This window comes from Thioclava sp. IC9 (assembly GCF_002213225.1).
Lineage (GTDB): Bacteria > Pseudomonadota > Alphaproteobacteria > Rhodobacterales > Rhodobacteraceae > Thioclava > Thioclava nitratireducens.
Genome location: NZ_NBNX01000002.1, coordinates 425,441 through 438,334 on the forward strand (window position 1 = coordinate 425,441; position 12,894 = coordinate 438,334).

General features: G+C 65.3%; 10 protein-coding genes. 4 read left to right on the top strand and 6 right to left on the bottom strand.

Annotation, left to right across the window (positions count from 1 at the left end; genetic code table 11):
- The first annotated feature begins 13 nt into the window (after nt 1-13).
- A complete protein-coding gene (locus B6V76_RS07510; protein ID WP_276206132.1) occupies nt 14-1,306 on the top strand; it encodes a sensor histidine kinase in 1,293 nt (430 codons plus the stop codon).
- Nucleotides 1,307-1,315: 9 nt separating this feature from the next.
- Here the strand turns inward: B6V76_RS07510 and ligD are convergent, their stop codons facing one another.
- Together ligD and B6V76_RS07520 are read right to left on the bottom strand one after the other, a co-directional pair.
- Nucleotides 1,316-3,724, bottom strand: coding sequence for a DNA ligase D (ligD, locus tag B6V76_RS07515; protein WP_088727077.1), 2,409 nt, complete (start codon nt 3,722-3,724; stop codon nt 1,316-1,318).
- Entirely contained in the window at nt 3,724-4,641 is a 918-nt protein-coding gene (locus B6V76_RS07520) for a Ku protein (protein ID WP_088727078.1), read from the bottom strand. Before B6V76_RS07520 ends, ligD begins: the two co-directional genes overlap by 1 nt.
- Before the next feature lie 367 nt (nt 4,642-5,008).
- Between B6V76_RS07520 and B6V76_RS07525 the strand changes: the two genes are divergently transcribed.
- A complete protein-coding gene (locus B6V76_RS07525; RefSeq protein WP_088727079.1) occupies nt 5,009-5,869 on the top strand; it encodes an NAD(P)-dependent oxidoreductase in 861 nt (286 codons plus the stop codon).
- Between the two features lie 7 nt (nt 5,870-5,876).
- On the opposite strand, the gene B6V76_RS07530 is transcribed toward B6V76_RS07525, so the two are convergent.
- The gene (locus B6V76_RS07530) at nt 5,877-7,760 is read right to left on the bottom strand and encodes an FAD-dependent monooxygenase (RefSeq protein ID WP_088727080.1); all 1,884 of its coding nucleotides are present in this window, start codon (nt 7,758-7,760) and stop codon (nt 5,877-5,879) included.
- Nucleotides 7,761-7,869: 109 nt separating this feature from the next.
- Between B6V76_RS07530 and B6V76_RS07535 the strand changes: the two genes are divergently transcribed.
- Nucleotides 7,870-8,301, top strand: coding sequence for a MarR family transcriptional regulator (locus B6V76_RS07535; protein WP_233243013.1), 432 nt, complete (start codon nt 7,870-7,872; stop codon nt 8,299-8,301).
- Nucleotides 8,302-8,352: 51 nt separating this feature from the next.
- Here the strand turns inward: B6V76_RS07535 and B6V76_RS07540 are convergent, their stop codons facing one another.
- From B6V76_RS07540 to B6V76_RS07550, 3 genes are all read right to left on the bottom strand, one after another.
- Nucleotides 8,353-10,617, bottom strand: coding sequence for a molybdopterin cofactor-binding domain-containing protein (locus tag B6V76_RS07540; RefSeq protein WP_088727081.1), 2,265 nt, complete (start codon nt 10,615-10,617; stop codon nt 8,353-8,355).
- Nucleotides 10,614-11,087: a (2Fe-2S)-binding protein gene (locus B6V76_RS07545; RefSeq protein WP_075776330.1), complete on the bottom strand. Its 474-nt coding sequence runs from the start codon at nt 11,085-11,087 to the stop codon at nt 10,614-10,616. The genes B6V76_RS07540 and B6V76_RS07545 overlap by 4 nt, the downstream gene beginning before the upstream one ends.
- 238 nt (nt 11,088-11,325) lie before the next feature.
- The gene (locus B6V76_RS07550) at nt 11,326-11,865 is read right to left on the bottom strand and encodes a DUF882 domain-containing protein (RefSeq protein WP_075776331.1); all 540 of its coding nucleotides are present in this window, start codon (nt 11,863-11,865) and stop codon (nt 11,326-11,328) included.
- 527 nt (nt 11,866-12,392) lie between these two features.
- Here B6V76_RS07550 and B6V76_RS07555 point away from each other — a divergent pair.
- Nucleotides 12,393-12,860, top strand: coding sequence for a nucleoside deaminase (locus B6V76_RS07555; protein WP_166504562.1), 468 nt, complete (start codon nt 12,393-12,395; stop codon nt 12,858-12,860).
- Nucleotides 12,861-12,894: the final 34 nt, after the last annotated feature.

A 12,894-nucleotide genomic window follows, 5' to 3' on the forward strand; every position in this document is an offset into this window, starting at 1 on the left:
CACCGGCGCGACGCTGGCCGTCTGGCTTTCGGCGGTGCTCTGGATCGAGAATTCCACCCGCGCCGAGGTGACGCGCGTGCTCGACGCGCGTCTGGTGGAGGCGGCGCGCATGGTCTCGTCTCTGGTCTCGAAAAACCAGATAGCGCTGAACCGTGACGATCCGGCGCAGATCACCCTCTCGCATGACGAGAGCTACGAGCATCAGCAATTTTGCCAGATCTGGTCTTTCACCCAAGGTCTCGTCGGACGCTCGAACGGGGCGCCGAGCGCGCAGCTGGTGCCCGCCGATGCAACGGGCTTTCGCGATGTGACGCGCGACGGCAAGGCGCTGCGGGTCTATACGATCATCGACCCCGATCTGGGCGGGCAGGTCACGGTGGGCGACAGTCTCGCGATGCGCAACCGGCTGGTGCGCGACGTGATCGAGGGGTTCCTGTGGCCCGCGCTGGTGATCCTGCCGGTGATGTGGGGATTGATCTGGCTTGCGATCTCGCGCGGGTTGGCACCGCTAGACCGCTTCGCCCGCGATCTGGACGCGCGGCCCAGCGAGGATCTGCGCGCATTGCCCGGCACTGCCCAGCAACCGCGCGAGATCCGCCCGCTCGCCGAAGCGCTCGACGACCTTCTGGCACGTCTGGCCGCCGCGCGCGGACGCGAGCGCGAGTTCATCGCCTACGCCGCGCATGAGATGAAAACGCCGCTCGCCGGGCTGAAAACACAGGCCCATATCGCGCGCCATGCGCCCGATACCGACACCCGGGAACACGCCCTTGCCGCAATCTCGACCTCCGTCGACCGGACCGACCGGATGGTGCGGCAACTTCTCGATCTGGCGCAGGTGGATAGCCGCGAGACGCGGGCGACCCCGGTCGAGCTGACCGGCCTGCTGCGGCAGGTGCTGGGCGATCTGGCGGGGCTTGCGGCGCGGCGGGGGGTGACACTGGAACTCGACAGCGCTCTGGACGCCCCGAGCGTCGGCAGCGATCCGCTGCTTCTGTCCCTCGCCCTGCGCAACCTGATCGAGAACGCGGTGCAGGCGAGCCCGGACGGAGCAGCGATCAAGGCGCGTGTGACCGGGTCCGACGACGCGCTTTTGATCGACATCCATGATGGCGGGCCCGGCCTGCCGCCAGAGATCGCGCAGCAGGCGGGACAGAAATTCGTCAAGGGCAAAGATGCCGATGCGAATGGCTCTGGCCTAGGCCTCGCGATCGCGCGCGATGCGTTGGCGCGTCTGGGGGCCACGCTGCGTTACGAGATGCGCGACGACGGGCATCACACGCTGGTTGACCTGCCCACCGCATGAGGGAGGCAGTCACTCTGAGGCGTCGAGCATATCTTTGAGCTTGTCGACCCGACCCTGGCTAATCGAGACGGCATCGGGAAACGCGATCTTTGCATCACGCTTCAGCGCCGCGCCCAGATCGAAGGCGTTAGCCTTGCGGACTTTCTTCAGCTCGTCCCACGAGATCGGCATCGCGACCGGCGCACCGGGCCGTGCGCGCAGCGAATAGGGCGCGATCGCTGTCGCTCCCTCGCCGTTGCGCAGCCAGTCGACGAAAATCCGACCCTTCCGCTTCGACTTCGACATTTCGGCGGTATAGCGTTTGGGCGACCGCGCGACGAGAAGATGCGAGAAGACCCGCGCAAAAAGCCTGACCGTGTCCCATCCGGCGCTGCGCCGGAGCGGCACCGTCACGTGGATACCCTTGCCGCCGGACAAGAGCGGCCAGCTCGGCATGTCCAACTCGGCCAGCAGATCGCGGATTTCGAAGGCCGCATCTTTGACCCCGGCGAAATCCAATCCCTCGTCGGGGTCGAGGTCGAAGACCAGCCGATCGGGCCGCCCCAGCCGATCGACGCGGCTGCCCCAGATGTGGAACTCGATCGTGCCCATCTGCGCGGCCGCAACGAGACCCTCCGCTGTGCGGATCATCATGTACTGCGCAGTCTTGCCGTCACTCTCGGTGATCTCGACATTCTCGATCCCGTCGGGAAAGCCCCGGCCCGCGTGTTTCTGGAAGAAGCGCTCGCCGCCCAGACCTTCGGGCAGCCGGAGCAGCGACACCGGATGTTCGGCAAGATGCGGCAGGATGCGATCGGCCATCGCCTCGTAATAGCGTGCGACATCGAGCTTGGTATAACCTGCGCCCTCGAATACCACCCGCTCGGGCGAGGAAATCCCGATCCCCGCGACGTTCGGGCGCTCCTCGGAGGGTGCGTCGTTATCCAGCCGTACCGTGCGCGCGGGCTTGTCCTCGCGCAGCCCGAGGAAGACCGCATGCCGCAACCGGTCGCCCCCGGTGCGCTCGGCATAGCGAATCTCGGCCACCAGTTCGGGCGTGATCCAGTGCATGCCCTTGGCCTCCGATGCCTCGACATCGGCGGGCGCGGTCTTGCGGGCGAGCGGTTTCATCGCCTTGGCCAACGCCTCCGCCTGATCCTCGTCGAATCCGGTGCCGACCTTGCCGACATAGCGCCAGCCGTCGCCCTCGGCGGTCCCCAGCGCGAGCGAGGCGAAGGGCCGGCCACGCTTGTCGCTTTCCTGCCAGCCGAGAATGACGAACTCGTCGCGGCGCTCGCATTTGACCTTCATCCACGATTTGGAGCGGGTCCCGCGATATGGTGCGTCGATGCGCTTTGCGATCAGCCCCTCGCCGCCCGCTTTGCAGATCGTGTCGAAGGCTCCCTCGGGGTCTTTGGAGATCACCGGGGAGAGCTGCGCAGGCCCCAGCGCGGGGAGCGGCTTCATCACCTCCTCCAGCACCTCGCGGCGTTCGGAGAGCGGCGCCTTGCGCAGGTCCTCGCCGTCGCGCGACAGGATATCGAATCCGTAGAAGCGGAACGGCCCGCCTGCCGTGATCGCCTTTTGCAATGCCGAGAACCCGTCGAGACCTGCGCCTGCGACGATCTCCCCGTCGATCAGGGCGCTGTCGCAATCGGCCTCAGCCAAGGCGGGCAGCAGGCCCTCGAAGCGATCCGTCCAATCCTTGCCGTTGCGTGTGAAGACGCGCGGGCCGCCGTCTCCAAGCGCGATCAGTGCCCGGTAGCCGTCGAATTTCAGCTCGTGCCACCACCCCTCCCCCGCGACCATCTTGTCCGACAGGGTTGCCAGCTGCGGCTTGGCGAAGCCAGGGCGTTTGCCGCCTTGCGTCTCGACGGGCGGCTTGTCGGCGGCGATCTCGCGCATCGTGCGCTGGCTGAGAACAGAGCGGCGATAGCGCGCAACCGGATCGCGCGCGCCGCTGGCCGCGTCCTCCGCCTTCGTCAGCAGCCAGTTCTCGCGCTTGCCTTCGGTTTTCATGCGGATCAGGTGCCACTCGCCTGTCAGTCGCGCGCCATGCAGGCGCAGGTGCAGATGCCCTTTCTTGAGCGCCTTGCCGACCGGGATCAGCGGCTGCCAATGCCCCAGATCCCACAGCATCACCGTGCCCGCGCCATAGTTGTCCTTCGGGATCGTTCCCTCGAAGGTGAGATAGTCGAGCGGGTGATCCTCGGTCCGCACCGCGAGCCGCTTTTCACCCGGATCGAAAGACGGTCCCTTGGTGATCGCCCAGGACAGCAGCACGCCCTCCCATTCGAGGCGCAGATCGAAATGGGTGCGCGTCGCGTCGTGTTTCTGGATCGAATAGCGCGGCGCGAGATGGCCCGAGGCGGTGCCGCCATCGGGCTCTGGCGTCTGCGCGAAGTCGCGCATCTCGAGATAACGATCGAGGCTTCCCATCACGCCGACTTCTTGGTTGAGGACTTCGCGCCGGAGGATTTGCTGGATTTCGACCCGGATGACTTCGCGCCGGAGGTTTTCGATGACGATTTGCGACCCGTCGATTTGCCCCCGGATTTGTCGCTGCCATCGGCCTTGAGGCTGCCCTGCAGCGCCGACATCAGGTCGACCACGTTATCGCCGCCTCTGCTGCTGTCATCCTCGCCCGCCTTGGCGCGGGGCGTCTTCTTCGACTTGCGTTTGCGGTCGATCAGATCGCGCAAAGCCGCGTCGTAGTGATCGGTGAAGGCGGAGGCGTCGAAGCTGTCGGTCTTGCGGTCGATCAACTGAGTGGCGACCTCCAGAAGCTCTTTGTCCGCAGGTTCGTCCTCGATGTCGGAGAACAGCGGGTCGGCTTCGCGGATCTCGTCGGCATAATGCAGCGTCTCCAGCAGGATGCCGTCGCCGCAGGGCCGCAGCGCGCAGAGATATTCCTTGCCGCGCATCACCAGTTGGCCAAGCCCCACCTTCTTCGATTGCCGCAGCGCATCGCGCACCACCCGGTAGGCATCCTGCGCCAGATCGTCGGTCGGCACGACGTAATAGGGCCGGTCGTAATAAAGCGGTGGGATTTCGGACGCGTCGACGAATTGCACAAGCTCAAGCGTCTTCTTTGTTTCCAGCTTGATCGCGTCGATCTCTTCGGGCTCCAGCAGCAGATATTCATCGTCGCCGAGCTCGTAGCCCTTGAGGATCTCGTCGGCGTCGATGGGCCCGATGCCGGGGACGGTCTTCTCGTAATGGACACGCTTGCCCGAAGGCCCATGGATTTGCCGGAACGACAGTCGCGCGCCGGATTTGGTCGCGGAGTGAATTTCGACGGGGATGCTGACCAGCGACAGTCTGAGCTGGCCTTTCCAGATCGCGCGTGAGGCCATAAGCGGCTCCTTTGGCTTGACCTTGGGAGAACGCCCGCTGCCGCGCGGGGTTCCGCGCCGGGCTCGGGCGCTTGATGCATCTTCCGCATAGACCCGCGCAATGTCGAGCGTCGCCTCCATTTTTACCCTTATCAAAGCCGGCACACGAGAAATCGGAGAACCGGCGAGCGGCACGGTGGCCGCCGGGGCAATCGGTCATGGAACAAAGGCCGGATAACGAGCGTTCGCCCCCCTGTCGGATTTATCTCCATACCGATGGAAGCGCCTTTGGCCCCCTTGCGGTCACCAGCATGTGCCTGCCGCTCGCGGAACCTCGCGAAGGGGCCTCGCATTCGGTCAGCGAAACCATCACGAACAGGAGCAGAGCATGGCGAAAATCGCATTTCTTGGCATGGGAGCGATGGGCTCGCGGATGGCGCGAACCCTTCTGGATGCGGGCCACGATCTTGTCGTCTGGAACCGGACACCGGAGCGCTGCGACCCGCTGATCGAGGCCGGAGCCACCGGCGCGGAAACCCCGCGCGATGCCGCCGCAGCCGCCGAGTTCACGATCTCGATGCTGCGCGACACCGATGTCTCGCGCAAGGTCTGGTGCGACCCGGAAACGGGCGCTTTCGCAGGTCTTCCGGAAAGTTCCGTCGCAATCGAAAGCTCGACCATTACGCCCGAAGGTGCGGCAGAGCTGGGCGAATTCGCCCGCGAGCGTGGGCTGACCTTTCTGGAAGCGCCGGTATCGGGCACGCTGCCACAGGCCGAGAACGGCGCGCTGGTCTATTTCCTCGGCGGTGAGGCTGAGACCGCCAAACGCGTGCATGACGTGCTCGAGCCGCTCGCCAAGGCACAGCACCATGTCGGCACGTGGGGCATGGGCGCGCGAATGAAGCTCGCGACGAACGCCATGCTGGGCGTTCAGGTCGCGGCCTGGGCCGAGATCATTCCGATGCTGGAGCGCGGCGGCATGGATATCGATCTTGCGCTGGAGGCGCTCTCCTCCACCCCGATCTGGACGCCGAACGCGCCCTATATCACCGGCACGATGCAGCGCTCGGATTTCACCCCGCAATTCCCGGTCGACCTGATCTCGAAGGATTTCCGCTATGCCATCGCCGAGGGCGGAGAAGCGCGGATGCCGATGACCGAAGCCGCCAAACGTCTCTTCGCGCGGGCGAGCGAGGCCGGCCATGGCGATGAGAACATGACCGGCGTCGTGCAGGTGAACCGCGACTGACGCGCCCTCAGCCAGCCGATTGCGGGATCAGGATGCGGTCGAAGAAATCCGCGACCGCGTCCACCGCATCGAGCGGCAGAACCTGCGCGACATATTGATCGGGGCGCAGCACCAGCAAGGCGCCCTGCACCCGGTCGATGCCGCGCAGATCGAAGATGTCGGGGCCGGTGACGTCGGGGCAGAAGACCTTCTCGTAATCGACCAGCCCGTAGCGCCCCTTCTTGGGCCGCAGGAGCGCGGGCAGCGCCTCGATCAGCATCTCGCGGTGGGGCGTCTGGAAGACTGCGCGAAGGTCGATGACGCTGTCGATATCCGCGCCCTCCGGCGTGAAGCGGTGAAGCAGCCCCTCCGGCCCGTCGAGCCGGTCGCATAGCTGCGCGATCGCCCCGCCTGTCTCGCCACTGTCGCCTTCCGGCGCGAATGCCAGAAGCCGCCAGCGTCCATCCGCCTTGAACGCATGACCCAGCTGCATCGGCTTGGCATCCGCCAAGCGCACCACCGGCGCGGAGTGGAACCGCTTGCCCACGACCTGCGCGGCAGCGAGTGCCTGATGCGCTGTGTCGCCGATCAGAAGCCCCGACGCGTATTGCGTCTCGACCCCTGCGGTATAGCGCCCGTGCTTCTGGAAATAGGCCTGAAACTGCGCCTCATCGTCCTTGGTCTGCGGCTTCGCGCTGAACAGCCGCGCCATGTCGCGGTCGAAATCGACGAGCTCCTGCGCCTTGGCCTGCCGCTCCTCCGAATAGGTCCGGAGAAGGCCTGGCCGCGCCTGCCCGCGCAGCACGGCCGCCAGTTTCCAGCCGAGGTTGAACGTATCGGCCATCGAGACATTCATCCCCTGCCCGGCCTTCGGGCTGTGGGTGTGACAGGCGTCGCCCGCGATGAAGATGCGCGGCTCGGTCGCGCCGTCGCCGTCTCTGTCGCTGTCGTCGAAACCGTCGCAGACACGCTGGCCGATCTCATAGGCCGACCACCATGCGACCTCCTTCACGTCCAACGTATAGGGAGCGAGGATGGCCTGCGCCTTCTCGATCAGCATCTCGGCACTGACGTTTCGGTCGGCGGCGCGTTCTTCGCCATGCAGCGCGTCGAGCTCGATATAGAACCGCACCAGATAGCCGCCTTCGCGCGGGATGATCAGCACGCTGCCCTCGGTGGCTGACTGGATCGCCGCCTTGAGCCGGATATCGGGGAAATCGGTGACCGGCAGCACATCCATCACGCCCCAAAGCTGGCGCGCGGATTCGCCGTGCAATTCGTGCCCGATGGATTTGCGCACCGTGCTGCGCGCGCCGTCGCAGCCGACGACATAGCGCGCGCGGATCGTCTCGGTCCCGCCCGGCGCATCGAGGCAGTCGAATGTCGCGACCAGCGGGTAATCGGGATCGTCGGTGCGGGTGAGCATGGTCAGCGCGCGGTCGTAATCGGGGGTCAGGCGGCGCGGGCCGTTGCGCATCGTCTCGAGGTAGAAATCATGGACCCGCGCCTGATTGAGGATGACATGCGGCATCTCGGAGAGATCGTCGGCCACGTCCTGAATCCGGTCGGCCCGTTGCAGCCCGTCGCCTTGCGCGCCGGGCCGCCAGAAGGCGACCTCGTTCACCCAATAGCCCTCTTTCATCACCTTTTCGGCGAAGCCGAAAGCCTCGAACATCTCGACCGAGCGGCAGGCGATGCCATCCGCCTGCCCGACTTCGAGCGGGCCGGGTTTGCGCTCGGTGATGCGCACGGAAATCTCGGGGAAGGCTGCAAGCTGCGCCGCAAGCGTCAGCCCTGCCGGGCCGCAGCCGACAATCAGAACGTCGACCGTGTCGAGCTTCTCACCCGCCTGCGGATGACGCGGCGCGATGGCCGGATCGCCGGGGTTGAACCCGTTCAGATGAAACTGCATAGCTCGCCCTCCCAATTGATATGCATACTTACCATTAGCGGAAGGACTGGCGCCGCGTCAATATAGTAAGTACACTTACATAAATCGCGGAAGAACCGGAGCGCAGCTTATGCCGAACGAATTCGAGACCATGCCCGGCCACCTTATCCGGCGGCTGAACCAACGCTCGACGGCGGTGTTTCAGAAACGGATCAAGGACGCCCCGCTGGAGCTGACCTCTGTGCAATTCGCGGCGCTCGATGCCCTGTCGCGCGAACCGGGGATGGATCAGGCGCAGCTGGCGGCGCGCATTGCCTATGACCGCGCGACGATCGGGGACGTGGTGAAACGGCTGGTGCAAAAGGGGCTCGTCGAGCGGACCGTCAGCGAGACGGATCGGCGCGCGCGCAGCTTGCATCTGAGCCCCAAAGGCGCGGAGGCGCTGGAGGGCGCGCGGCCAGTGGTGACCCGGCTGCAGGCGGAAATCCTGGAAGGGTTGAGCGAGGAAGAGGCCGCGCAGTTCATCGTGCTCGCCCGCAAGGCGGTCGCCCCGCAGGACTGAAAAGGGAGGCGGATCGCGCCGCCTCCCCCAAATCTTTCCGTCCGGACGGGCTCAGCCCTTCTTCAAGTCGAGCTTGTCCATCGGCATCGAACGCACGCGCTGCCCGGTCAGCGCCGAGACCGCGTTCGCGATCGCCGGCGGCACGGCGGGCAGCGGCGGCTCGCCCACGCCCCCCATCTTCGCGCCACTCTCGATCACCTTCGCATGGATGCGCGGCGCCCGCGCACCCCCGAGGATCGGGTAGTAGTCGAAGTTGCGCGCCGTCGGCTTGCCGTCCTTGTAGACGACCTCTTCGATCAGCGCCTCCGAGGTGCCGAGGGTCGCAGCACCCATGATCTGCGCCTTGATGATCGACGGGTTCACGATGCTGCCCGGGTCGAGCACGTCCCAGACGTCATGCACCACGATCTTGCCGTCCTGGATCGAGACTTCGGCAATCGCCGCAGCCTCGCTGCCGAAGGGCGAGGCCATCGCGACACCGCGGGCGCGGCGGGTGCCGTCCTCGGCATCGAAGGGACCACGCTTCCAGCCGCCCGACAGATCGCCGACCGCTTTCAGCAGGTTGGTGAGACGCTCGTTCCCTTCGAGCAGCTTCATGCGCAGATCATAGGGGTCCTGACCGCCCGCATCGGCCATCTCGTCGAGGAAGGCTTCGTAGAAGAAGTCGTTCATCGAATGGCCGACCGAGCGCCAATAGGCGAGCGAGGTCGGGTTCTCGACATAGTTCTGCGCAATGCGGCGGTTCGGGATCGCGTAGCTCTTGCCGGTCAGCCCTTCGACGGCCATCGCATCGACTTTGTCGGGGTTATGGCCGTTCAGCGCCTCGGTCGGGCCTTCGCAGGCGGAGATCGCCTCCAGCGCCACCGGCATGCCGTTCTTATCCAGCGCGCCACGGAAACGCACCGCCGCCATCGGGCGCAGCGGGTCGCGCAGGAATTCCTGCTCGCGCGTCCAGATCACCTTGATCGGCTTGCCGACCTCCTTCGCAAGCTGGACCGCCTGCGGGAAGGGGTTGGCCGACGGGTACAGGAAGTGCCGCCCGAAGAAACCACCCAGCATCGGCGAGTTGACCTTCACCTGCTCGGGCTTGATCCCCGCCGCATCGGCGATCTGGGTCTGGAACTGCTCGGGCGCCTGGTTGGGCAACCAGATGTCGAGCGTGCCATCCTCGTTGAATCGCGCCAGCGTCGAGGCTGGTTCGATCTGGGCGTGGTGCAGATACTGGCTCTGGTAGGTCGCATCGACCGTCTTGGCCGCGCCGTCGAAGCCCGACGTGATGTCGCCCTCGCTCTCGGCCTCGGTGCCGTCGCCCTCGGTGTTGGCCAGTTGCTTGGCGAACTCCTCGGTCGAGAAATCGGCGGGCATGTAGCGGATTTTGGACTTCTCCTCCTCGCTCGGCTCCTGCCAGTCGACCTTGGCGGCTTCGACTGCCGTTTTCGCGTCCCAGAAGCGCTCGGCCACGACAGCCACCGCGCCGTCGAGCTTATGCACCGACATGACGCCGGCCATGCCCTTCACCTCGTCGAGGTTGCTGATATCGCCGGGTTTCAGCCCCAGACGCGGTGCGTGCTGGACGGCTGCGTGGAGCATGCCGTCGACCTTGGCATCCATCGCATACATCGCCTTGCCGGTCGATTTCTCGTAGACGTCGACGCGCTTCACGGGCTCGCCGATCCACTTGAAGTCTTTCGGGTCTTTCAGCGTCACGGAATCCGGGCTGGGCACTTTCTGATCGAGCGCATCGCCCGCCAGCTCGCCGTAGCCCACCGACTTGCCGGAGCCCTTGTGGACCACCTTGCCTGGCTCGGTCGAGAGTTCGGACACCGGCGCGTCGAGCTTCTTCGCCGCCGCTTCCAGCATCATCTGCCGTGCAGCCGCGCCGAGCTTGCGCATCGTGTCGTAGCTGGTGCGCACCGACATCGAGCCGCCGGTGATCCGCATCTTGCCGTAGACCACGAGGTAATCGCTGCCTGCAGGTGCGTTCTCGACGATGAAGCTGTCGGGGGCGACGTCCATTTCCTCGCCCACGATCTGTGCCATCGCGGTGAAGACGCCCTGCCCGCCTTCGTTGAAGGGGCTCAACAGACGGACCTTGCCGTCCTCGCGCAGCTCGAGGAAGGCCGGGACGTTGGCGCCGGGCGGCATCTCCTGCGCGGCAGCCGCAGCCTTGTTGGGCGCGACGCTCAGGCCGAAGCCCAGCACGAGCGAGCCCGCGGTGATACCGGCCGAAGCCAGCAGGAAGCGGCGACGCGAGACGTTCTCGGGCGCGCCGGTCGGGTAGCCGGGATCGGAAATCTTGGGATCGTGGTCGTTCATTGCGCATCCCCCGCTTTCGCTGCATCGGTACCGGCAATCGAGGCGATCGTATCGTTGATCGCGTTGTAGGTGCCGCAGCGGCACAGGTTGGTCATAGCTGCCGTGATGTCATCTTCGGTGGGCTTGTCGTTCGACTTCAGCAGCGAGGTCGCCGCCATCACCTGACCCGATTGGCAATAGCCGCATTGCGGCACTTCCTTGTCGACCCACGCCTCGACGACACGCTTGCCGACGGGGTCGTTCTCGATCTCTTCGATGGTGGTGACTTCACTGTCGCCCACCGCGCTGACCGGCAGCACGCAGCTGCGCTGCACGGTCCCGTCGAGCAGCACCGAACAGGCGCCGCATTGCGCGATCCCGCAGCCGAATTTCGTGCCGGTCATGCCCAGCTCATCGCGGATCACCCATAGGAGCGGGGTATCCGGGCCGGACTGCACGTCGACGGACTTGCCGTTGATCTTCAATTTCATGAGTTCCTCCTCGCCGTTTTATCGGTGAGCGCCCGCGCGGCGCTTGTTGGCCGACCTTCACCTAGGGCGCACACGGCGCGAGGCACTAAATTTTCGTGAAAACTTCGCGAGGAAAGGGAACCGTCTCGGGTGCCGAGGCGTCAGCGCCGCGCGACGCCCTGCCCTCGTTCCGGTTCCGTGAAGGCAGGGACACAGCGCACCGCGCCGATGCCGTTCGAGACGCGCGTGGCGCTTGCGCTCAGCCGCGCCAGGTGCGGACGGGGCCGCAATCGACATGCACGAAATGCTCGCTCGGATAGTAGCCGACACCGCCGCCACGGATACGCAGGGCCACCTTGTGCAGCATGCTGGTCGAGACATGCGGGTGCGTGATGTCGAGCGCCTCGCCGCGCATGTGGAAGCTGTGCGTCGCGCCATGCACCAGCCGGTTCGTCTTGGGCGTGCGATAGCCCGACACCAGCATCAGCGGCGTGCTCTGCTCGAGGAGCTTCTGCATGTTGTAGGCGATGTTGATCGTGCGGTTGTCGATCTTCACCTCCTTCTCCTGACGCCAGTCGCGGGCGATCCGATAAAACTCGCGCATCGCCTGCTCGTCATATTGCCCCTTCGAGAAATAGACCGCGTCGAAATTCTCGTTGGTATGGGGGTTGTGGAAGCTCAGGCGACGCTCGTCCGTCTGACCTGCTGCCTGTGCCGGGGTGACGATGTAGGGGGTTGCAAGTACGCCCGCCGCGCCCAGGAGAAACTCGCGCCGAGCCAGACCCGTTGCCTTTGCCATGATAGATGTCCCTTCAAATTCGTATCGAAGGGCGCAAATTCGAAATTTCGGGACGGAACAAAAGGGCGGGCCCGGGTTCCATCGATGGAACCGGCAGCCAAATGCCGAGTTGTCAGCGACGACTTGCCGACAGATGCCTGTGCCTCAAGGTCATCTGAACGGTTGTGATCTCTTGAAACCCGCTCAGCCCTTGCAGGTCACGACGGCGAGAGGGAGCGCGAGGGCAGCCTCACACGGGGGAGAGGCCGGATTTCCGCTTCCGGACACGTCACCGCGCCTGAAAGCTCCACCCGATTCGCCCCGTGGAGGCTTGGACCCCACGAAGACGCAGCAGCTTCGCGGTGCGCCTTTCGGTCACCTGTAAGTCCTGCCTAACGCCGAATGTCGACATGGGTTCCGGAAAAAATCGGCATGCGTGTGGGATTGGTCGCACTCGCGCGCGGGGAACAGCGCGCAGCTGGGGGCGTTCGTCCCTGCGCGCCATCCTTGCCCGCCTCTCATCCTCAGACCGCCGAAAGGACCGACCCATGCCCGAGCAACCGACCCCGACCGAACGCGAGGCGATGGCCCGTTTGATCGCCAAGGCCAAAGAAGCCGCACAAGAACCGGGCAAGGCGGGGATCGCCGCCGCGATCCTGCGCGACGGGGAGATCATCGCCGAAGGCGAGAACGAGGTGCATCTCGACTGCGATCCGACCCGCCATGCCGAGATCGTCGCGATTGCGAAGGCGACACGCGCGCAGAACGACCCGTCGCTCGATGGCTGCGTGTTGCTCACCACCCTGCAGCCCTGCGAAATGTGCCTCTCGGCAGCGCGCTTCGCCGGGATCACGCGGATCATTTTCGGCGCGCAGAAGGAAAACGTCGCCGGAAAATATTTCGTCTTCCCCGACCTGACACTGTCGGAATTCCGCACTGCGGGCGGGGCTTTCGAGGCGATCGGCGGCGTGCTGGAAGAAGACGTCGTCGCGCTCTATGCCGACGGCGAGGAATGATGGCTGCTGCAGACAGTGAGCGTGACAGCAAAAA

What these genes read in the sequence shown, in the direction of transcription:
- ligD (WP_088727077.1), bottom strand. Translation starts at nt 3,724, where the DNA reads ATGGGAAGCCTCGATCGTTATCTCGAGATGCGCGACTTCGCGCAGACG.
- B6V76_RS07520 (WP_088727078.1), bottom strand. Translation starts at nt 4,641, where the DNA reads ATGGCCTCACGCGCGATCTGGAAAGGCCAGCTCAGACTGTCGCTGGTC.
- B6V76_RS07525 (WP_088727079.1), top strand. Translation starts at nt 5,009, where the DNA reads ATGGCGAAAATCGCATTTCTTGGCATGGGAGCGATGGGCTCGCGGATG.
- B6V76_RS07530 (WP_088727080.1), bottom strand. Translation starts at nt 7,760, where the DNA reads ATGCAGTTTCATCTGAACGGGTTCAACCCCGGCGATCCGGCCATCGCG.
- B6V76_RS07535 (WP_233243013.1), top strand. Translation starts at nt 7,870, where the DNA reads ATGCCGAACGAATTCGAGACCATGCCCGGCCACCTTATCCGGCGGCTG.
- B6V76_RS07540 (WP_088727081.1), bottom strand. Translation starts at nt 10,617, where the DNA reads ATGAACGACCACGATCCCAAGATTTCCGATCCCGGCTACCCGACCGGC.
- B6V76_RS07545 (WP_075776330.1), bottom strand. Translation starts at nt 11,087, where the DNA reads ATGAAATTGAAGATCAACGGCAAGTCCGTCGACGTGCAGTCCGGCCCG.
- B6V76_RS07550 (WP_075776331.1), bottom strand. Translation starts at nt 11,865, where the DNA reads ATGGCAAAGGCAACGGGTCTGGCTCGGCGCGAGTTTCTCCTGGGCGCG.
- B6V76_RS07555 (WP_166504562.1), top strand. Translation starts at nt 12,393, where the DNA reads ATGCCCGAGCAACCGACCCCGACCGAACGCGAGGCGATGGCCCGTTTG.